The following is a 21,315-nucleotide window of genomic DNA, read 5'->3' as shown; positions in this document are numbered from 1 at the left end:
AAGAATTTTTATATTTTACCGATATTCGTCAATCAAGGCATATATCTGCCGCAGATTAGCATTGCTGACTTTCAATTTTTCCCCTTTAAGCAATTGAATAATCTGCTCTAATCTTTGAAGCAGCACTGAAGTTTGATGTGGCCCATGGCTTAGTAAATAGTCAAAGATTTGAGGGTCTAAATGGATCCCACGACGATCGAGTACCGAGGAAACCAGCGCATAGCGATCAGCATACAAACTGCCACTCGGAACACGGGTACTGACCGCCTGCGTGAGACGGGATTGTAAATCTGGCAATTCGAGTTTGAGTTCGATAGGTGCAAAACGTGACGAAAACACCAACTGCCCACCACCTTCATTATTATAATTAATCAAGTGAAATACTGCGCGTTGCCAATGGGGTACGCCACTAATCGCTTCGATATCATCAAGTGCTACCAGATCAAAACGATCTAGAGAAGTAATCGCCTCAGTCGGTGCATCTAAAAGCTCAAGCAAAGATACCTGAATTGCAGATTTACCTACTTCCAGATAAGAGTCACAGATGGCAGACAACAAATGACTTTTACCTGTACCGGCTCCCCCATAGACATAAAATTGGTTGATGAGGCCTGCATGTAATTGACGGACAGCATCAATGACATGCCCCCAACCCGGCCCTGAAAAATCACTGATTCGGGCATCGAGCTGAGGTTCTATATCTAACTGCAATTGACGCATACGATTTTTTGGCCTTATGAGTCTTTACGATGTGGATCGTGAATTTTACTTGAGTTCTCCTCTGCTTGCAGCGGTTTTTTCTGTGGCTTTTTCATTTCAATATCAACATCTAAGTCTGCTGTTTCAATATTGATTGAACCGGTAGATGCATCTTGTATGATAACAGCCCGATCACCATAAAATGGCGTATGTTCATAATACTCACGGATATGCCGCAGCAGTACCACAATCACGGCTGCCACCGGTAAGGCAATCAGCATGCCCAAGAAACCGGCCAGTTGTGCACCTGCCAGAACTGCAAACACTACAGCTACAGGAGAAAGACCGATTTTATCACCTAGCAAGAACGGTTGCAGAATATAGCCTTCGACGGCCTGCCCGACCATAAAGACAATCCCGACCAATACCAGTTGCCACCAGTCGATTCCAAATTGGAAAAAGGTTGCAATGACTGCGGCAATAATTCCAACCGCAAAACCAAGATACGGAATGATACTGCACAATCCGGCAATCATCCCGATGATCAAGCCAATCTCTAGGCCAATCAGTTGCAGTCCCACTGCATAGACTACGCCCAGCAGAACCATGACTAGGAACTGACCTTTGACAAAGGCACCTAACACACTATGACATTCACTCACAATAGTTAAGGTTGTTTTTTCATAAGGACGGGGAATTAGACGGCGTAAGCTGTCTAACATACGATCCCAATCCAGCAAGAAATAAAAGGCAATAATCGGAATCAGGACAATCGTGCCACCAATCTGGATAAAGTTCAGACCAGATTGTGCCAGTTTCAGCAGCATTGCCTGAATACTGTCAGCACTATAATTGGTCTGGACATAGTCCATTACTACTGAGGAAATCTGGTCAGTATCGATCTCCATCGGAACCAGATTAAAGCTATCGGAAAGCCAAGGTAGGAACGTGTAATTGATCCAGTGAATCCCGGCCGGAATGCTATCACGCGCATACATCAGCTGCTGCCAGACTAGTGGCACCAGATACCACATCACCAATGTAACCACGATCCCAATCCCGATAAATACGATACTGATCGAGAGCCATCGAGCCAGCCCAATGCGGTGCAAAACATTAACCAAGGGGCTAAATAAATAAGCAATTAGAAAAGCTGCAACAAAAGGAACTACAACTGGTTTAAGCAGATATAAAACCCAAAGTATCAATGCTATACCAGCAAGTATAAGAATGCGCCGTAAAGTACGATCGACCATAGAATCTTGCCTTTTCTCTATTAATCATTCTAAAAATTAAAATATTTTAATAAAGATAGCATTTTAGGCCACAAATACCATAAGAGTTTTACATATTCAGGTTATAATCGCACCCGCGAATGCGGAGACTTCATTATGAGCAACTCAACTTCTACCCCAAACACTGGTTTAAGCTACAAAGATGCAGGTGTCGACATTGAGGCGGGCGACGCGTTAGTCGATCGTATCAAATCTGTCGCTAAGCGTACCTCACGTCCCGAAGTTATGGGCGGTCTAGGTGGCTTTGGTGCACTTTGTAAAATTCCTAAAGGTTATGAAGAACCTGTTCTCGTATCTGGCACAGATGGTGTTGGTACAAAATTACGTCTGGCACTGAATTTGAACCGTCATGACACAATTGGTCAAGACCTGGTTGCAATGTGCGTGAATGACCTTCTTGTCTGTGGTGCTGAGCCACTGTTCTTCCTTGATTATTATGCAACTGGTCACTTAAATGTTGATGTTGCTGCAAATGTAGTCACTGGTATTGGCGCTGGTTGTGAACTTGCTGGCTGTGCATTAGTTGGCGGTGAAACTGCTGAAATGCCAGGCATGTATGAAGGCGAAGATTACGATCTTGCAGGTTTCTGTGTCGGTGTTGTTGAGCAAAGCAAAATTATTGATGGCTCTAAAGTCAAAGCGGGTGACGTTTTAATTGGTGTAGCTTCTTCAGGTGCGCACTCAAACGGCTACTCACTGCTTCGTAAAATCCTGGACGTGAAAAACGTTGACCTGAATCAAATCGTGGATGGTCGCCCACTTGCAGATGCTGCAATGGAACCAACACGTATTTATGTCAAACCAATTCTTGAACTGTTAAAACACGTTGATGTGCATGCGATGGCACACATCACGGGTGGTGGTTTACCAGGTAACTTGCCGCGCGTACTTCCAAACGGTGCTCAAGCGCTTGTGAATGAATCTTCTTGGGAGTGGCCTGAGCTATTCAAGCTTCTACAACGTGAAGGCGGCGTAGAACAATTTGAAATGTATCGTACTTTCAACTGTGGCGTTGGTATGGTGCTGGTCGTTGATGCAGCTGATGCAGACAAAACTGTTGAATTACTCAACCAGCTTGGCGAAAAAGCATGGGCAATGGGTCAGATTCAAGACAATGCTGAATCGGTTGCAGGTGCAGACGAAAAAATTCGTGTGATCTTCGCGTAATTTCGCATGATTAAAATTGCTGTACTTGTTTCAGGTAGTGGATCAAATCTGCAAGCCTTGATTGATGCCAATCTTTCAGGCCAAATTGTAGGCGTGATTTCCAACAAACCTGAAGCCTTTGCTTTAACACGTGCACAGCACGCAGGGATTCAGACTGCAATTATTGAACACAAGCAATATCCGAATCGTGAAGCTTTTGATGATGTGATGCATCAACAGTTACTCGATTGGGATGTAGATCTGGTGGTGCTTGCCGGCTTTATGCGAATTTTAAGTGAAAAATTTGTGAAAGCCTGGGAAGGCAAAATGTTGAACATTCATCCTTCCCTATTGCCTTATTATAAAGGTATGCATACGCATCAGCGTGTACTCAATACCGGTGATGTTCTGCACGGCTGTACGGTGCATTATGTTACGGCTGAGCTGGATGCAGGGCAAGCGCTTGCTCAAGGTGTTCTCAAGGTTTCTCACCACGATACGGTAGAAAGTTTGGCAACACGTGTGCATAGCCTCGAGCATGTAATCTATCCACAAGTCGTAGAATGGATTTGTAGCGGTACGATTCAACATACTGAAGACGGTGTGCTGTATCGAAATGAGAAAATGCAAGCGCCTGTTCAATTCTGCAAGTTCTAAAAAAATTTAGATATAAAAAAACGCATCCTCGGATGCGTTTTTTATTTTCAAAATATTCAACAACTTAGGTAGACTGCTGGTGAATCAATTGCCTTACCAAGCCAGCTACTTGATCGGGTTGTTCCAATGGGAACATATGCCCGCCATCCACTACGGTAAAAGGAATACCAAACTTCTTTTGCACTTGTTGCGGGAACTTACGGGCCAGAAATGGGCCTTTCTCGGCAACGACCAGATGCACAGGAATTTTTGGTTTTGCCTGAGGCAACCACCACAGTGACGGATTGGTTCTAAAGACTGCGACCTCATCCCTTTTAGGGATAGTGAGTTCTACTCCACCCCGGATGGGATCCTCCTGCAAGGCATAATCAATATAAGCCTGGAAACAATCTGCATCAAAATCCTGATAAAAACCTTTAGGGCGCAGCAATTCAGCGGCTTGTTCCCGTGAAACCCAATGATCTCGACGGCGTTTCGACAAACCTGCCGGAGACATTTTATCCAATGCTTTTAAACGAAAAGTCTTGGCGATATGCAAGGCAAAGGCTTCTTTGCCCATAATCATTGGCGGGTCCAGCATGATCATTTGTGAAAACAGTTCCGGGCGCTGTAAAGCCGCCTGCAGAGTTAACACGGATCCCAAAGAATGGCCCAGACCAATCACGGGTCGCCCATGTGACTGACGCACAATACTGTCAATCACTTGCTGGGTCAGGCTTTTCCAATGGTTATCAACCGGATAACGCTTATCCGGCCCTAAAAGCGGCACATAGATAATATCGTAATCATCTTGCAATCCATCAAACAGCTTTTGATAGACTTTGGATGGCACGCCATTGGCGTGCGCGAAATGAATCAGTGGTTTCATTGCAGTGTCGTACTGTTTTCTGACTGAAGCTTCTGTGCAACCGAAGAAGCAATTCCATCCCCAATGGATGATCCCATACGGCCCAAGACTGATTCAAATGGACTATATTCAATGGTGTAATTGAACGCTTTTTCAGTTTTCAATTCACGTTTCAAGGTATTTAAGCTACCGATACGATCCGCAATCCCTAATTTCACTGCCTGATCCCCCGTCCAGAATAAACCAGAGAAAATCGCAGGATCATTGGATTTCAATTTATTGCCACGCCCCTGTTTTACGGCATTAATAAAATGACCATGCACATTATCCAGAACACCTTGTACATGGGCTTTTTGTGCAGGATCGACTGGTTGAGTCATCGACAGCAGGGCTTTATTTTCACCTGAAGTCATGGTGCGGTCTTCAACCCCAAGCTTTTGCAGCAAATTAGTCACACCATAATTCGGCATGATCACACCGATAGAACCGACTAAACTGGAAGGATTGACAATAATTTCATCCGCAGCAGAGGCAATATAATAGGCCCCTGAAGCACCGGTATCACCAATTACAGCATAGAGTTTTTTCTGAGGATGCTGCTTTTTCAGATACTGGATTTCCTGCCAGATCTCATCAGACTGCACTGGTGAACCACCCGGCGAGTTAATATTCATTACTACCGCTTTACTTTGTTTATTTTCAAAGGCTTTTTTCAGTGATTTAATCGTATTGTTACTATTCACACTTTGCTTGTCGGCTGCAATCGTACCCACAATATCCACGACTGCGATATGCGAACCCGCAGCAGCGCTAGCATCTGAAGAAACTGAACTACAGCTTTTGCCTAATGCCAAAATGACAACAAGCAGATAAGCAAAAGTCAGAAATTTAAAGAAAATTCCCCAACGGCGTGCACGGCGCTGTTCTTCAACAGAAGCTAAAACTGCTTTTTCCAGCAGTTTCCATTCCGGACCAGTCGGTTGAACTGGTTGTTGCGTATTTTGTATTTGATTTTCAGGTTTTGGTGGCCAATCGGACATAAATAATCCAATAAATTGATTTATATTGAGCCCATTATATACACTGAATCGGGTAATTCTGTCTAAACAAAACGTTTTCGCCTATAATAAATTTTGTTCTCTTTTTTTGTACTTATATTAAATCAATGACCAAACAGGACTCACGGAATTCAGCTTACGGTTTACTCAAATACATTAGCCGCCAACCGCTTCCGGTTTCTCGATGGATGGCCCGTCTTCTGGCCTTTATTGTGAACAGTTTCAAAGTCACCAAAACTTCGGAAATTATTCGCCTCAATCTCGAGATCAGCCTTTCTGAACTGTCCAATGACGAACGTGAACGTATTAACCGTGCGGCGGTTCGCAATGAATTAATGTCATATTTCGAGTTTTTTACCATTTGGGGTTCAAGTAATCAGAAAAATATCAAACGGGTGCATCGCGTCATTGGCGAAGATCTACTGCATGATGCACTGGCACAAAATAAAGGCCTAGTGTTAATCGTGCCACATTTTGGTACCTGGGAAATTATGAATGCCTATATTGCCCAGTTCACCTCAATGACCATTATGTATAAACCGGTGAAAAATCAGGCAGCGGATCAGTTTGTACGGGCTGCGCGTAGCCGCGAACAGGCACATCTGGTGCCGACCGATGAATCTGGCGTCCGTCAGATTTTTAAGGCCTTAAAACAAGGTGGCACCACCGTGATCTTGCCAGACCATACCCCAAATGTCGGTGGTGAATATATTCCTTATTTTGGAGTGCCTTTGGCCACCAGCAATTTAAGTGCCAAGCTGATTCAAAAGACCAAAGCCCGCGCCCTGTTTTTATATGCTCTACGTAATACTGCAGATGGATTCGATATCTTTATCGAAACGGTTGATGAAAAAATTTATAGTGGCAATGCCAATCAAGGTACGCAAGTCATTATCAACAGTATTGAAAATTTAATTCGCCGCCATCCGGAACATTATCACTGGAGTTATAAACGCTTTAATGCGCATCAAGATTTAGGAAATCTCTATAAACTTGAACATGAACAAGCCTTGGACAAAGTAAATGCGTTGAGAACACAAGACGCCTATGAAGTTTTGCCGATGCTGGAATCAGTGACTTAAAGGCTGACGATACAACCACCGCCATTCATGTCGTTCGGCAGAAAGCACCAGTTCTGAGCCTTGTTGCTGGAAGTGTACACTCCCCTGTTCTGCCGTGGTCAATAAGGGAATATTAAGAGCTTTTAACCGTTGCTGCGTCAGTTGGCTCGGGTGGCCATAGCGATTAAATTTCCCAGCCGAGGCAATCGCCAATTTAGGTCGCAAAACTTCTAAAAATTGATAGGCTGAACTGTGCTGACTGCCATGATGGCCGAGTACCAGCACATCGACTTTAAGTTCCGGATAATTTTGGAGTAACTGATATTCAGTTTCCCAACCCGCATCCCCCATCAGTAAAAATTTTTGATACGGTCCGGCATTTTTAACTTGCAGATATATCACACAAGATCGGTCGTTTTTATTGAAGTTTGGCATATTTAACTGCTGCTGCCGAGGTGCCAGAATTTTAAAGTTAATCTCTTCAGACCATTGCCATTGCTGTCCTTCATAACAAAACTGAAAGCTTGAAGAAGTAGCGGTTTCAGGCATCTGATTGGATGACACTTGCTTGATGTTTAATTGATCTTTAATGCTGAAATAAGCACCGCTATGATCCTGATCCAGATGAGTCAAAATTAGTCGATCCAGTTCTCCAACACCTTGCACAGATAGAAACGGCATAATCACTTGCCGGCCAATACTGAATTTTTCTTCATTATAATAACCACCCATGTCAATCATCATGCTGTGTTGCCCGTCACGAATGAAGATGGCCTGTCCCTGCCCGACATCCAGAACAGACAGCTGAAATGCATGCTGATTAAGTTGAGGAATGCACAGCGGTACACAGGCAATTGCTGTCCAGCTTTTGGGCACTAAGCCACGCGGCAAAAAGACAATTAACAAGCCCAAAATACATAGAGCAATCATCCAGACATTCATGGCTACCGGAATCAGTTGTGGCGCAAACAGCCGATCAAGCAGATTCAGAAATGCCAGCAGCATATGAATAAAAATATCATTGAGCTGAAACAGCAGACTCGAAAGTGGTTCAGAGATGAAAAATAATAAAGCCGCCAGAATATCTACGGGAACTATCAGCAGGCCAATCCACGGGATAGCCACCAGGTTGCTTAGCGGGGTAATCCAAGCCACCTGCTTAAAAAACAACATCATTAAGGGAAACAGGGCCAGAAAGATTTTCCACTGCGACTCCATCAAAACTTTTATTGCAAAATACAGTCGTTGTAATGCTGTTTGTACTGTTTGATGCGGTTGCTGCTGAATGGTTTGATAGATCCGCAGCAAGACAAAACAGGCCCCATAAGACAGCCAGAATGCGGCCGACAAAATGCTAAAAGGATCAAAGAGCAACAATAAGGCAGCACTTAAAATCAGCAGTTTTAATGGCTGCATACTTTGCCTGAGCAGCAGCGTAAAAGTCACAATCACACAAATCAGTAAAGTGCGTAACGCCGGAATTTCAAAACCGACAAAGGCACAATACAGCAATACACATAACAAAAAAGGCAGACTCAAAAAATACTGCCTTGGCCATTTCAGATAAATCTGCGGTACGTACCTTGAAATCAGATATTGCAACGCTCCACAAACGATAAAGGCAAAGATCAGGACATGCGGTCCGGAAATCGCCAGTAAATGACTCATGCCAAAACGCTGGAATTGCTGTTCCGTCGCTTGATCCAAGAGACTTTCATCACCACTTAATAGAGCCAGTAACAAGCCTTTCTGCTGTACTGGTTGTGTGGCCACAAACTCTCTTAAGGTCAGTCGCTGCTGTTCTACCCAAAGCAAAAATCGCTGATTCAAATTTTTCTGCTGACGTAGATATTTAGCATGACCTAGTGCATAGAGTTGTTGCGGTTGCAACTCTTGGATATGTTTAATCCTAAACCCGGCCATAACATTTTGCTGCAAGGCCCATTTTTCTGCATCAAAAGCACCCGGTGTCGCATAACTATGGTTAGGTCGAATCTGGCCTTGTAATAAATAATAGTGTCCCAGTTCAAGAGTCTGCTGTTTGGTTACATCATTTCCTAAACTGGATATGACAGGATCTGAAACTGGCAGAAAACCCATCCACTTAACTGTAGTGCCATCAGGGTTAAGCACATGCAGGGCTTGCTGGATATTCTGATCGCCCAGTTTATTCAGCTCTTTGATATAGACCACGATTTCTTTTTCAGATACCTCGTGTTCTCGCTTGGATAAACGTTCAGCCAGTTGCAGATTGGCATAAGCATGACCTAAAAATAGTCCCAAAAGCAGGCTTGATCCAGTGATCAACAGGCTTCTCAGTGGTGTATTCAAGATGAGCTTTAATTTATGGCAACACAGATACCACAACAGCGCAACGATCAAAACTGCCGTTCCGCTCAGTTGAACAGACAGGAAACTTTTCCCCATACACGCAAGGCCTAAAATCCAGCCAATACATAGCCACTGCAACATTGAATCTTATTCTATCTTGTTATTATTTTGCCCAATAATAAAGCCCACCGGAGTGAGCTTCAATCAAATGCGAATATTCTCGTTATTTATGGTTCAATCCAGAGACCATCCTGCATATGTAAAATCCGATCTGCTGCATGGGCTAGCTGTTCATCATGCGTCACAATCAGCATCGCCATATTGAACTCACGTTGCAATTCGGTCAGCAGTTCAAAAATCTTTGCTGCAGTCTTGCGGTCTAGATTTCCGGTCGGTTCATCGGCCATCATCAGTTTAGGTTTACCGACCACTGCACGCGCCAAAGCTACACGCTGACGCTCACCTCCGGATAATTCACCCGGCTTGTGAGTCAGACGATGCGAAAGACCAACACGTTCCAGCAAATATTCGGCCTGCTGTTTGGCTTCCTTAAACTTCATGTTGTCGCGTAACATCAGCGGCATGGCCACATTTTCCAGTGCCGTAAATTCTGGCAACAGGTGATGAAACTGATAAACAAAGCCCAAATGCTCATTCCGCACATAACCGCGTTCTGCTTCAGACAAGGTATCAAAACGGCGGCCATTCACCATGACCTGACCTGACGTCGGGCGATCCAATCCACCCAAAACATGTAATAAGGTACTTTTGCCTGAACCACTTGAACCTACAATCGAAACAAACTCACCTGCTTTTACCTGTAGCGACAAGCCGCGAATCACATCGACAGTGGCCTTGCCATCGGTAAAGGATTTGTGAATATTCTGGGCATCTAAAATCAGATTACTCATAACGCAAAGCCTCTGCCGGTTGAATTTTTGCTGCACGTAAAGCCGGATAAATTGTCGCGACAAAACTGAGTGCCAGTGACAAGCCTACAATCACCAAGACATCCTGCCAGCGCAGATACGAAGGTAAGTAGTTAATAAAATAGGCATCAAACATATTCAGGCCTAAAGTATTGTTGAGCCAGCCAATAAAGCTACTGATACTGGTTGCCGCAATAATCCCGAGGATGGCCCCTGCACAAGTTCCAATCACCCCAATCACGGTACCTTGCACCATAAAGATTTTGGTAATGGTGGCAGGTGAAGCCCCCAAAGTCCTTAAAATGGCAATGTCCGATTTTTTATCCGTCACCACCATCACCAGTGAAGACACAATATTAAATGCCGCGACTAGAACGATCAGGAATAAAAGCAGGCTGACCATGGCTTTTTCCATCTGAATCGCGCTGAACAGATTACCATGGGTATAAGTCCAGTCCGAAGCATAGAAATTCCCCGGCAAATCACGCACAATTTCCTGAGACACTTGTGGTGCCAGGAAAATATCATCCAGCTTCATACGCACACCCTGCGCACCATCCGGTAGACGCAGCAAGGTCGAGGCATCATTTAAAGCGATATAACCCATCATCGAGTCAACTTCAGCACCAATACTGAAGATTCCCACCACTTTAAAACGCTTGAAACGCGGGACGACACCAGCTGGTGATGGGGTGGCTTCTGGCAAAACCAGAGTAATATTGTCATTTAAACCCACACCCATGGCATCGGTCATTTGCTTGCCCAAAACAATACCAAATTCACCTTTTTTCAGGCTGTCGATACTGCCCTCAACCATATGGTTTTGTATAATTGAAACTTTTTTCTCATACTCGGGTTCAATCCCGCTGACCATAATGCCGGCGACCTGACCCTGTGCGGTCAGCATGCCTTGTAATTGAGTAAAAGGTGCGACTCCCTGAACATGCTCATGCCCTTCAATTTGCTTTGCAAGTTCTGGCCAATTTGTTAAAATTTGTGTTGAGGAAACAGTCGCTTGAGGTATCATTCCTAAGACACGATTCTTTAACTCTCGGTCAAAACCATTCATCACAGACAACACTGTAATGAGGACTGCCACACCGAGTGTGAGGCCGATCATTGAGACCAACGCGATAAAAGAAATGAAGTGGTTACTACGCCGTGCGCGAGTATATTTCAACCCTATATACAGCGAGATTGGTTTGAACATAACCATCTAGTCCGAGGTAATAAATTATGGAAAATGTACAGCATCCAAACGGATTTACGGAAAGACGCGTCATGTCTCGAATCGATGCTGCCTTACGAATTAATTATCAGATTATTTCCGATGATGTTGCCTTGAATGATCCTTACGATCCTAACTTCGTCTTGCCCCGCTATTTTCTACTACTTGCAGAACTAGATCAATTTGATCATGCGGTTAACTACGAATTAGAACAATTATCTGAAAAAGATCAACAAATTGCTCGAATCTTATCCTTATTTAATCAAAAGTTAAACCTTATTACCGGTTCTTTGTATGACGCAATTGTACAAAGCATGTTACCTGTGCCAGAGCAAGTGAACTTTTCAGAAACCGGTTTTAGTTTCTTTAATGAGCGCCCTATCGCTGAAGGCACCTATCTGCACGTGACTTTGAGTCATCCGGAAAATTTCTTCCATATTGCAGCAACCGCTCAGGTGGCCTACAGTCGCGAAGAAGAAAATGGCAAATATCGGACTGGTGCATATTTTATTACCATGCATCCCCAAGACCGTGTCAAACTGGGTGAATGCGTCAAGGCTCACTTTGTTTAAATTACTGCTTTAGTCAGTGCTGCTGGGTGATGAAAGGCGAGCGTTATAGCTCGCTTTAATTTCTCTGGAAAAATATAACAACAAACCAGCCAGTAAGATAACGACACCGAAGACAGCCCCACCCGATAATTTTTCATCATTCAGAATCACCCCGACAAATAAGGCCAGCATCGGCGTCAATACGGTGGTCAATGACAAAGTGGTCGCCTTGATTTTCTGCACCAGTTTAAAATAACAGAACATCGCAATCAGGGAAGCCATGATTACAGCATAACTGAGTCCAATCAGCGATTTTGCCTGTGGGATCTGGGTTGGTGCAAATTGCCAGATAAATGGCAACATGGTACAGGCCATGACCGCTGAAACAGCAATAGAACCGGCCGCTTGTGCCATAGGTTCGAGAGGTGCATTAACTTTTTTCACCCAGAACATCGAAACACAGTAAATAAAAACACTGAGCAACATCAGGCCTATGCCAATCGGCTGAATATGCTGATCTTTGCCACCGACACAGATAATGCCCAGACCCAGCAAGGCAATCGCCATACCACCCCACTGCGAAGGATAGAGCTTAAGCTGAAATACAAAACGGCCAATTAAACCGGTAATAATCGGCGCCAGTCCGAACATCAGGGCAATAATGCCTGAACTCAGATAATCCGTGGCCAGATAAGTGAAAATCTGTGAGCCGATAAAACTGCATGCGCCAGCCAGGTAACTGTGCATGGATAATTTATCTAAGGGAAAACGGGTTTTAAATAGCCACAACAAGGCAAATGCAAAAGGCAAAGCCAGAAAGAAGCGCAATGCCAGGGCCCAGAGCGGATGCAAATCCGTCACACTCCAGACGATAGCCAGCGGTGTCGTCGCCCAGATAAAAACCAATAAAAGATAGGTGGCAATCATATTGGTTTGTGTGGGCATGCGAGTCACTCTGAATAAGGCTTAAAGCGCGGAAGTTTTACGTTTTTGTTTTTGGATGGTCTGATCGAGTGCACTGGAAAATTCGCGTTTATCCCGCTCTGAAATCGGTGGCGGACCGCCCGTTTGCACGCCAGCTCCGCGTAGGCTGTCCATAAAATCGCGCAGGTGTAAGCGCGCTTTCACATTGGCCGTAGTATAAATTTCACCACGGGGATGAATCGCAATACCGCCTTTTTCAATCACTTCCGCAGCCAAGGGAATATCTTGGGTCATGACAATATCATGCTCTTTCATGCGCAGAATAATTTCTTTATCTGCCGCATCCGCCCCACTCATCACCTGAATTGAATTAATTCTGACCGAAGGTGTGATTCCGACTGGCTGATTGGCAACAAAAGTGACTTCCAGCTGATAGCGATCCGAAGCACGAATAATCACATCTCGCAGCATACGGGGCAATGCATCGGCATCGACCCAAAGTTTGAATGGCAACACAGGGCTTCCCATTAAGGTATAAATCATGGTTATTCTAGCAAATTGCAGTGATCAGGTTGATGATTAAATCGCTCCATTTTCATTGCATCTGTCATCAATATTTTAAAAAGTATGTGCCCGGTAAAACTGGCATGATTCACGCGAGAAAAAAAATTGACTTCATTTGACTGGCATTTTAATTTTAAAATTCATTCGATTGACTTGAAAAATCGCAATGACCCTCGATTAACTATAAATACATCATCCAAGATCAATTGTGCATATGAAAAATCAGAATAGCCCAGAGATCATCACCATTGATGATCAAAATTTCGGTAGTCATGTCGAACATTGGACCTTGCTCACCGACAACCCTGGCACAGATGTTCCACAGTGGTTAGGCAAAGCTCTTGATGAACCAATCATGCCGATGGGCCTTTGTACACAAGAATGTGATATGGATGCAGAGACCTGGCTGATTCAGGGACCGAGCAAAGCTGCGGTACAGTTGAGTCAAGTGATTGCCGTCGAAAACAACAAACCTCAAGCAGTAAAAACTGCATTTCCGTGCTTTGACAGTCCTTATCAGGTGAAAGCCACGATTGACCGGATTATTTCCTGTAAATCCAACACCCAAGCTGTATTGCGCCTGAATCTGGGTGCTAACAATATTATTTACGCTTTCGATAGCCTGTATAGCGTCAATCACCCACATTATGAAAAAGACCAGTCCTATGTGGTGAATCTGAATGGCTGGGCCTATGAACTTGAAGCGGTCACAGATCATGAGCATCTGGTGGTTGATGATCCGGCTTCGATCAAGCACCACCGTGCCTTGAATGATATTCTGGCTGCCAATAATGGTGTAGCGCCGGATAATCTGCAGGAACAGATTGATGCCTGGCAGCCGCAGTCTGAAGAAGATAAAGAACCTGTCACTGTAGATTTTTCTAAAATGGTGGCTTATCTATACGGCGAAACCATGGGTCAGGAAGATGAAGCTTGGTTTCAGGGCAATATTGTCGGTAAAACTACCATGCAATTTATGGATCAGGACTACACCCTGTATGATGTCACCCTGATTCATGACGAAGGCCAGCCTGCGACCTTGATCCGGATTGCAACGCGGAATGACCAGTACAAAAACTTCCAGATTGGCCAGTATATTCGTGGAAACTTGTGGATTCAGGCCAATATTTATAGAAAAGCAGCTTAAGTTCAAACATATAAAGAAGATATTCATTTTGATGGGTATCTTCTTTTAATCCATCTATATTCTTATTTGTCATTTTATTTTTTGATTATTTTTTATACATATTTTCTGGCTTAATAATCTATTTAAAGTCATTAAAAACCAAGTTATCCACATTTTTAAATTCAAATGAATTCATTTTAAATATTTAAAATGACCTTAAAAACCTTGTAAAAATAAGCATTTGATTTCTCATATAAATAATCTGATGTCGTGCAAATCTGATATTTAAATAAAATGAAAATTTATGCTCTTTAATTAAAAATGTACTTTATTTAATCAATTTTTTATGATAAAAATACTCACAACAAATTAGTATTAACGATAAATAGATCGGACAATAAATATCTATGAAAATCGTGCAAGAAGAAACATTACAACAGGTCGAGCATCATCTTAGCTCCCGCTATAATATTGATATGATGTCCTGCCTTTTTTTCATGTTGGGGATGCTGATCTGCGGATTCATCCTGCATACTTTTATTTTCTAAAATTATTGTATTCATAAAAAACCCAGCTTGTGCTGGGTTTTTTCGTTTCAGGAATTAACCATTGCGTTTGGCAAAGTCATCCATAAAGTTCACTAATGCCTGCACGCCCTCTAAAGGCACGGCATTATAAATACTTGCGCGCATACCGCCAACCGAACGGTGACCAGCAAGATTTAATAAATGCTGCGCTTCAGCTTCTTTCAGGAACTGTTTCTCAAGATCAGCATTGGCCAAAGTAAATGGTACGTTCATGATCGAACGGTTTGCTTTTGCAATCGGATTCGCATAAAAATCGCTTTGATCGATATAACCATAAAGTAAGTTAGCTTTCTCAAGGTTCACTTTGTGCATGGCATCTACACCGCCATTTTCTAGCAACCACTCAAACACCAGACTAGACAAGTACCATGCATAAGTTGATGGTGTGTTAACCATTGAGCCATTTTTCGCTTGATCTGAATATTTCAAGATGCTTGGAATTTCAGGTTTGGCTTGATCAAGTAAATCTTCACGAATGATCACCAGCGTTAAACCAGCAGGCCCGATATTCTTTTGCGCACCCGCATAGATCAAACCAAATTTAGAGACATCTACTGGCGCAGATAAAATACTAGATGAATAATCGCAAACTAATGGCTTGTCTGTTTCAGGAATTGAAGCAAATTGCAGACCGCCAATGGTTTCATTATCGGCATAATGCACATAAGCTGCATCATCAGAAAGATTCCATTCGCTTTGTGCACTGATCGCATATTTGCCATCAATTTGGACACCTGCTTTTACAACATTGATATCGCCATAACGTTGCGCTTCTTTCAAAGCTTTTTCTGACCAGATGCCGGTATCGATATAGTCTGCTTTGTTGTTTTTGCCAAGCAAGTTCAATGGAATTGCCGAGAACTGTAGTGATGCCCCACCCTGCAAGAACAATACTTTGTAATTCTCAGGAATATTCATGAGTTTGCGCAGGTCTGCTTCCGCTTTTTCAGCCATGGCAACATAGTCGGAACTACGGTGGCTCATTTCCATGATCGAAAGACCTTTGCCATGCCAGTCAAGCATTTCAGCTTGAGCTTTTTCAAGTACGGCAGTCGGTAATGCAGCAGGACCAGCACAGAAGTTGTACGCGCGCATGATTTTTCCTTTCAGAGTGAAACACAATAAAATGATGGCATTTAACCATATCTGGCAGGGTCTTGCACAAAATTATTTCAATCTATGAGTCAAGATAGAGTCAAAAAATCAATGTAGATTCACAAGATAAATTGACCAGTATTTTAGCCTGCTGTTTTTATCATCTTTGAACTAACAATTGAAAATATTCAAGATTAAGCCATTTTTTGATTCTAGATATTCCATTAAAAACAGCCGATAAGTATTTGAAATACAGATGTAAAAGAAACAATATTATAACTTTACACTAGTTCTATCTGCAAACCTTTGATTTATACTAGCCGGATAACATTATCGGCTTTAAATCAGTTTAGCGACTTTATGAACTTAAAGAAAAATAAAAGACAGCTTGTCTGGGGGTTAAATCTGCTTGCATCGATGATGTATGGCAGCTTTGCTCATGCGCAGAGCATCAGCTTTCAGGACGCTGAACGTCAGTTGTTGCAAAACTCTTATAGCAGCCAAGCCTATCAAAGTCTGGAGCAGGCTTCAAAACTTGAAGCTGAAGCAGTGAAAGGTATAGGTCTGCCACGAGTCGACCTGAATGTTCGTGCGTATGCCTTTCATAATGAACTCGATCTACCTTTAGGTGCATTAAAAAATAATTTAGAGCAATCCTTAACGGATGGTGTCAATAATAGAATTGATGAACTGAACTTAGGGGGTCTGGCTGACCCACTAAAAAATAGTTTAAGACAACCTATCCAAAATGGAGTTGGCTTAATTCCTGATAGTTCGAATGTCGTGCTGGATGATCAGGTGATTCGCCCGACGATTTCAGTCATGATGCCGCTTTATACCGGTGGACTGACAAGCAGCGCTAAAGAAATCGCCAATATTCAGGTCGGTCGTAGTCAGCTCAGCAACAAACAGCAGCAAGACACGCAGCGTTTTGAACTGATTCAAAGTTATTTCAATGTGCAGCTTCAAAAGCAACTGCATGCAGCTGCGCTGTTTAACCTGAATGCCATGCAGCAGCATTATCGCAATGCCTTAAAGATGGAACAGCAAGGTTTTATCAGTAAAGGCCACCGCATGCAGTTTGAAGTGGCACGCAATAATGCCGAGCGCAGCCAGCAAAACACGCAAGCCAATTTGAATGCTGCCCTTTTCCATCTGAATAATCTGCTTCAGGAAAGTAGCATCACTGAGCTTTCAACGCCTTTATTTGTCAATAAAACCAAGCCACAGGCCTTAAATCATCTGCTGAAAACCTTTAGTCAGAACTCTGCGTTGATTCAAAAAATGCAGCTGGATACCCAATTGGCTCAAGCCAATGTCAAAGCCCAGCAAGCGGCAAAAAAACCGAATGTTTTTGCTTTTGGCGAATATAGTCTGGATCAAAATGAAAACTGGATTGTCGGGGTTGCCGCACGCTATAACCTGTTTTCCGGGATCGATAAAAACAAAAATATTCAGGCTGCCGAACTCAAACGCTCTGCTACAGAATTACTCACTGCACGCACCCAGCAGGAAATTGAAAATCTGATTTATAAATCTTATAGCGAAGCACTCAGCGCACAGCAAAGTGATGCGCTTCTGGCACAAAACTTGAAAGCCGCACAGGAAAATTTACGCATCCAAGAATTGTCCTTTAAAGAAGATATGGGCACCGCCATACAGGTCATCGATGCACAAAATATGCTGAGCGGACTACGAGCCGAAACTGCCTTGAATGCTTACAAATATGTGATGTCACTGGCCACACTATTACAAAGCCATGGCTCGATTGCAGAATTTCCGAACTACATCCAACATACCAACACTCACTATATTCGCTAATGGAGCCGAACATGAACGAAGATCAAAAACCCAATGATCCTGTGAATGAAGCGGCTTCATCCAGCGATACAGAAAAATCGCCTGCGCAACAGGTAGAAACAAAAACTGAAATAGAAAACAACGCGACGACTTCGACCGAGCAACAACAAGCTCCTGAAATCGCTAAAAAGAAAAAATATTTATTGCTCGCCCTGATTCCAGTTCTGCTGGCAGTCATCGCATTTGGATTATGGAAAAGCTACCAACCGGCTCCGCTGGAATTGCAGGGTCGTGTAGAAGCTGAAACGGTTCAGGTGGCGACCAAAGTGCCAAGCCGTATTGAAGAAATCTATGTAGAAGAAGGTCAGCGGGTCAAAAAAGGCGATGTGCTGGTGCGCTTAAACAGCCCGGAAATTCAGGCCAAAAAACAGCAAGCCGTAGCGGCTTTACAATCTGCGCTAGCCTTACAATCGACTGCTGAACGTGGCTCGCAGGAAGAAAATATCGCCAGTCTGTATGCCAACTGGCAATCGCTGAAAGCACAGCAAAATTTAGCCAAAGTTTCTTATGAGCGTGGTGCAAATTTATTTAAGGAAGGTGTGATTTCACGCCAGCGCCGTGATGAATTGTATGCAGCCAGTCAATCAGCGGCGCAAATGACAGAGGCGGCGTATCAGCAATATGCACGTGCCAAACGTGGCAGCACTTCGCAGCAAAAGAGTTCTGCCGATGCACAGGTAGATATTGCCCAGGCTGCGCTGGATGAAGCCAATGCTTTAGAAGCAGAAACTCAATTAGTTGCACCTGTAAACGGAACGGTGTCTAAAACCTATGGCAAAGTCTCGGAGCTGGTAGCCACCGCAGTCCCTGTAGTCAGTCTGATTGAAGATCAAATGTGGGTGAGCCTGAATATTCGTGAAGACCAATATGCCCCATTTCAGAAAATGAGCAGTATTGAAGGTTATATTCCCGCCCTAGATAAAACCGCCACTTTTAAAATCAAGCAGATCAGTGCCGAGGGCGAATTTGCCACCATTAAGACCACACGCCAAACCGGCGGTTATGATGTACGAAGTTTTAAGCTGCATCTTGTGCCCGCACCAGCAATTCCTGAACTCAGAGTCGGGATGAGCGTGTTATTTAAACTGAAAGAGACCCGATAATGTGGACGGGTATATGGCGCGAACTGCGCTATCTGCTCCGAGAAAAATGGGATCTGTGTCTGGTCACGCTGGCACCTGCACTGGTGATTATTTTATTCAGCAGCATGTTTGCTCAAGGGAAACCGGATCATTTACCGATTGCGATTATTGATCAAGACCAGAGTGCGCTGAGTCAAAGCATTTATCAGCATGTGGCGCTGAATCATACTCTTAAAATTGCTACGGTGTCGGAACAAACAGCTGAGATTGAGCGCCTGCTAAATCAAAATAAAATTTGGGGTTATATCCATATTCCAAGCGGCGCCGAGCAACGTCTGGTTCGTGCTCAGGATGCTGACATCAGTATTGCCTTTAACCAGAGTTATTTCAGTATCGGAAATACCATTTCGTCTGCCATGCTGGTTAGTACCCTGCAAGCACTCGCTGAATTTAGCGGACAGCAATATCTGGGCAACCGGCTGCCCTCTCTCGAAGCACCGTCACCGCATATCAAAATATCGCCACTGTATAATCCGCAGCTGAATTATGAATTCTATCTGGAACCCTATGTCATTCCGGCAATTCTGCATTTACTACTGTGTTGTTGTGTGGCATTTTCCGTCGGTCAGGAACTGAAGCGGCAGACCTTAACAAGCTGGGTCAGCAACTCATCCATCTGGATGGCATTGCTGTCTAAGAACCTGGTCTATGTGGCTATTTTTAGTCTATGGACCTGGATCTGGATGTTCTGGCTGATTGAAATTCGCGGCTGGTTTGTTGCCGGTTCGCTCAGCCTGATTCTATCGGCACAATTTCTGCTATATAGCGCTTATGCATTTTTAAGCAGTGCAGTGGTTCTGGCAACCAAAGATTTAAGTAAATCTTTTGGCATCATTGCGGTCTATGGCGGTTCATCTTTAAGTTTTGCCGGTGTGACTTTACCTTTAAATAATGCGCCCCTATTCACCCAGTTTTGGTCCAATATTATTCCGTTTACGCCCTATGCCAAATTACAAACTGAACAATGGGTGATTGGTAGTCCATTGCATATTTCACTGCAAGCTGGATTAATGCTGCTGATCTATGCCCTAGTCTACGCTTTGCTGGCTTATCTGTTTCTTAAAAAAATAGCTAAAGGAGCAGTCCAATGAAATCCCTCTGGTTTTACTATCTGCAAAGCTTCAAGGATATTGTCAGTCACGGCACGATCTTTACCACGCTTATTCTATCCGTCTTATTTTACAGCTTTTTTTATCCAACCGCTTATCAGGCACAGCAGGCTGAAGCCTTACCGATTATTATTGTCGATGAAGAACAAAGTAACTTAAGCACCCGTATTATTGGTCAGGTGGCACAAAGCCCCAATGTAGAAATTGAGGCGATTACCGGCAATTTTGCCGAAGCCAAACAATGGGTTGAATCTCAAAAAGCCGATGGCATTTTACTGCTACCGGACAATTTATCGCAAAGCTTAAGGCATGGTGAAACAGGCGGCATTGGACTGTATTTAAGCACGGCCAACTTTTTAGTGACCAAACAAATTGGTCTGGGCTTAGCTACATCAGTTGAGCAAACTTTGACAGATTATACTGAACGCTTTGGCAAGATCTCGGATTTTTCACCTGCCCTTTCTGTGCATCAAATTCCTTTATTTAATCCGCTGTCCGGCTATGGCAGCTATGTCTTTCCTGCGGTTGCACCTTTAATTATTCACCAAACCATTCTTTTGGGTTTGAGTATGCTGATTTTGGTATATCGGGAAAGAAAAGTAGAATTAAACGCAAATGCATTGATTGGGATGTGTTTAGCGGTCTTTACTATTGGCTGTCTGGGATGTTTCTATTTATTCGGTTTTAGCTTCTGGCTATTTGATTATCCGCGCGGTGGCAACCTGCTTGGGATGCTGCTGGCTGTTCCGGTTTTTATCTACACAATAATTGGCATGACCTGTCTATTTGCCAGTTTTCTGGATCTGCCAGAACGTGCGGGGCATGTTATTGTATTCACTTCCATTCCACTATTCTTTTTATCTGGTGCGGCCTGGCCGCATGCCGCCATGCCCACCTGGATGCAAGTCGTTGGCGAAATCCTGCCTTCCACCCAAATTGTGCAGATGTTTATTCAACTCAATCAAATGGGTGTGCCTACAGAGCTAGTCTTGCCTAAACTGCTCTATCTTGGAATGATCGGCAGCATGTGCTTTTTCTTGGCTTATCGACGTTTAATTTCTGGTCATCAAAGCAGATAGAACATTATAGCAATGCGCCTATTCCAC

Annotated in this window: 20 protein-coding genes; 9 read left to right on the top strand and 11 right to left on the bottom strand. The window is 43.6% G+C overall.

Annotation, left to right across the window (positions count from 1 at the left end; genetic code table 11):
- Nucleotides 1-15 precede the first annotated feature (15 nt).
- Both hda and cxpE read right to left on the bottom strand, forming a co-directional pair.
- Nucleotides 16-720, bottom strand: a complete 705-nt coding sequence (gene hda / locus PYW33_RS04480; RefSeq protein WP_004645685.1) for a DnaA regulatory inactivator Hda — start codon at nucleotides 718-720, stop codon at nucleotides 16-18.
- Between the two features lie 14 nt (nucleotides 721-734).
- On the bottom strand, nucleotides 735-1,955 hold the full coding sequence (gene cxpE, locus PYW33_RS04475; RefSeq protein WP_004645686.1) for a chloramphenicol efflux transporter CxpE: 1,221 nt from the start codon (nucleotides 1,953-1,955) through the stop codon (nucleotides 735-737).
- Between the two features lie 135 nt (nucleotides 1,956-2,090).
- Here cxpE and purM point away from each other — a divergent pair, with 135 nt between their 5' ends.
- On the top strand, nucleotides 2,091-3,161 hold the full coding sequence (gene purM, locus PYW33_RS04470; protein ID WP_004645687.1) for a phosphoribosylformylglycinamidine cyclo-ligase: 1,071 nt from the start codon (nucleotides 2,091-2,093) through the stop codon (nucleotides 3,159-3,161).
- A gap of 6 nt (nucleotides 3,162-3,167) precedes the next feature.
- On the top strand, nucleotides 3,168-3,797 hold the full coding sequence (purN, locus tag PYW33_RS04465; RefSeq protein WP_004645688.1) for a phosphoribosylglycinamide formyltransferase: 630 nt from the start codon (nucleotides 3,168-3,170) through the stop codon (nucleotides 3,795-3,797).
- 64 nt (nucleotides 3,798-3,861) lie between these two features.
- Here the strand turns inward: purN and PYW33_RS04460 are convergent, their stop codons facing one another.
- Together PYW33_RS04460 and sppA are read right to left on the bottom strand one after the other, a co-directional pair.
- Nucleotides 3,862-4,665 carry an alpha/beta fold hydrolase gene (locus PYW33_RS04460; protein WP_004645689.1) on the bottom strand — a complete coding sequence of 268 codons (804 nt, stop codon included), beginning with the start codon at nucleotides 4,663-4,665 and terminating at the stop codon, nucleotides 3,862-3,864.
- The gene (gene sppA / locus PYW33_RS04455; RefSeq protein WP_004645690.1) at nucleotides 4,662-5,684 is read right to left on the bottom strand and encodes a signal peptide peptidase SppA; all 1,023 of its coding nucleotides are present in this window, start codon (nucleotides 5,682-5,684) and stop codon (nucleotides 4,662-4,664) included. The genes PYW33_RS04460 and sppA overlap by 4 nt, the downstream gene beginning before the upstream one ends.
- Before the next feature lie 125 nt (nucleotides 5,685-5,809).
- Between sppA and PYW33_RS04450 the strand changes: the two genes are divergently transcribed.
- Nucleotides 5,810-6,784 carry a lysophospholipid acyltransferase family protein gene (locus PYW33_RS04450; RefSeq protein ID WP_004645691.1) on the top strand — a complete coding sequence of 325 codons (975 nt, stop codon included), beginning with the start codon at nucleotides 5,810-5,812 and terminating at the stop codon, nucleotides 6,782-6,784.
- Here PYW33_RS04450 and PYW33_RS04445 read toward each other — a convergent pair.
- The 3 genes from PYW33_RS04445 to PYW33_RS04435 all read right to left on the bottom strand — a co-directional run bounded on the left by PYW33_RS04445 (nucleotide 6,773) and on the right by PYW33_RS04435 (nucleotide 11,233).
- Nucleotides 6,773-9,235, bottom strand: a complete 2,463-nt coding sequence (locus PYW33_RS04445; RefSeq protein WP_026055727.1) for a DNA internalization-related competence protein ComEC/Rec2 — start codon at nucleotides 9,233-9,235, stop codon at nucleotides 6,773-6,775. The two genes, PYW33_RS04450 and PYW33_RS04445, sit on opposite strands and share 12 nt — an antisense overlap.
- 86 nt (nucleotides 9,236-9,321) lie before the next feature.
- The gene (lolD, locus tag PYW33_RS04440; protein WP_004645694.1) at nucleotides 9,322-10,005 is read right to left on the bottom strand and encodes a lipoprotein-releasing ABC transporter ATP-binding protein LolD; all 684 of its coding nucleotides are present in this window, start codon (nucleotides 10,003-10,005) and stop codon (nucleotides 9,322-9,324) included.
- On the bottom strand, nucleotides 9,998-11,233 hold the full coding sequence (locus PYW33_RS04435; protein ID WP_004645695.1) for a lipoprotein-releasing ABC transporter permease subunit: 1,236 nt from the start codon (nucleotides 11,231-11,233) through the stop codon (nucleotides 9,998-10,000). The genes lolD and PYW33_RS04435 overlap by 8 nt, the downstream gene beginning before the upstream one ends.
- A 26-nt stretch (nucleotides 11,234-11,259) precedes the next feature.
- Here PYW33_RS04435 and PYW33_RS04430 point away from each other — a divergent pair, with 26 nt between their 5' ends.
- Entirely contained in the window at nucleotides 11,260-11,823 is a 564-nt protein-coding gene (locus PYW33_RS04430; RefSeq protein WP_004279140.1) for a PilZ domain-containing protein, read from the top strand.
- 9 nt (nucleotides 11,824-11,832) lie between these two features.
- Here PYW33_RS04430 and PYW33_RS04425 read toward each other — a convergent pair whose 3' ends face one another.
- Nucleotides 11,833-12,747 (bottom strand): DMT family transporter, encoded by a 915-nt coding sequence (locus PYW33_RS04425; protein WP_004645697.1) that lies wholly within the window; start codon nucleotides 12,745-12,747, stop codon nucleotides 11,833-11,835.
- 21 nt (nucleotides 12,748-12,768) lie between these two features.
- On the bottom strand, nucleotides 12,769-13,254 hold the full coding sequence (locus tag PYW33_RS04420) for a YaiI/YqxD family protein (protein WP_171054293.1): 486 nt from the start codon (nucleotides 13,252-13,254) through the stop codon (nucleotides 12,769-12,771).
- A gap of 250 nt (nucleotides 13,255-13,504) precedes the next feature.
- Here PYW33_RS04420 and PYW33_RS04415 point away from each other — a divergent pair, with 250 nt between their 5' ends.
- Nucleotides 13,505-14,437 (top strand): hypothetical protein, encoded by a 933-nt coding sequence (locus PYW33_RS04415; protein WP_004645699.1) that lies wholly within the window; start codon nucleotides 13,505-13,507, stop codon nucleotides 14,435-14,437.
- Between the two features lie 410 nt (nucleotides 14,438-14,847).
- Here PYW33_RS04415 and PYW33_RS04410 read toward each other — a convergent pair whose 3' ends face one another.
- Both PYW33_RS04410 and serC read right to left on the bottom strand, forming a co-directional pair.
- A complete protein-coding gene (locus tag PYW33_RS04410) occupies nucleotides 14,848-14,979 on the bottom strand; it encodes a hypothetical protein (protein ID WP_005103875.1) in 132 nt (43 codons plus the stop codon).
- Between the two features lie 39 nt (nucleotides 14,980-15,018).
- Entirely contained in the window at nucleotides 15,019-16,098 is a 1,080-nt protein-coding gene (gene serC / locus PYW33_RS04405) for a 3-phosphoserine/phosphohydroxythreonine transaminase (RefSeq protein ID WP_004645701.1), read from the bottom strand.
- A 360-nt stretch (nucleotides 16,099-16,458) separates the two neighbouring features.
- Between serC and PYW33_RS04400 the strand changes: the two genes are divergently transcribed.
- From PYW33_RS04400 to PYW33_RS04385, 4 genes are read left to right on the top strand one after another with little or no spacing between them, the layout of a single operon-like run.
- A complete protein-coding gene (locus PYW33_RS04400) occupies nucleotides 16,459-17,919 on the top strand; it encodes a TolC family protein (protein ID WP_004645702.1) in 1,461 nt (486 codons plus the stop codon).
- An 11-nt stretch (nucleotides 17,920-17,930) separates the two neighbouring features.
- The gene (locus PYW33_RS04395) at nucleotides 17,931-19,061 is read left to right on the top strand and encodes an HlyD family secretion protein (RefSeq protein WP_004645703.1); all 1,131 of its coding nucleotides are present in this window, start codon (nucleotides 17,931-17,933) and stop codon (nucleotides 19,059-19,061) included.
- Nucleotides 19,061-20,191 (top strand): ABC transporter permease, encoded by a 1,131-nt coding sequence (locus tag PYW33_RS04390; RefSeq protein WP_004645704.1) that lies wholly within the window; start codon nucleotides 19,061-19,063, stop codon nucleotides 20,189-20,191. The genes PYW33_RS04395 and PYW33_RS04390 overlap by 1 nt, the downstream gene beginning before the upstream one ends.
- Entirely contained in the window at nucleotides 20,188-21,288 is a 1,101-nt protein-coding gene (locus PYW33_RS04385) for an ABC transporter permease (RefSeq protein ID WP_004645705.1), read from the top strand. Before PYW33_RS04390 ends, PYW33_RS04385 begins: the two co-directional genes overlap by 4 nt.
- Nucleotides 21,289-21,315 lie beyond the last annotated feature (27 nt).

The sequence above is a fragment of the Acinetobacter lwoffii genome, from assembly GCF_029024105.1.
Taxonomy (GTDB): domain Bacteria; phylum Pseudomonadota; class Gammaproteobacteria; order Pseudomonadales; family Moraxellaceae; genus Acinetobacter; species Acinetobacter lwoffii.
This window is presented reverse-complemented; position numbering and strand designations above follow the sequence as displayed.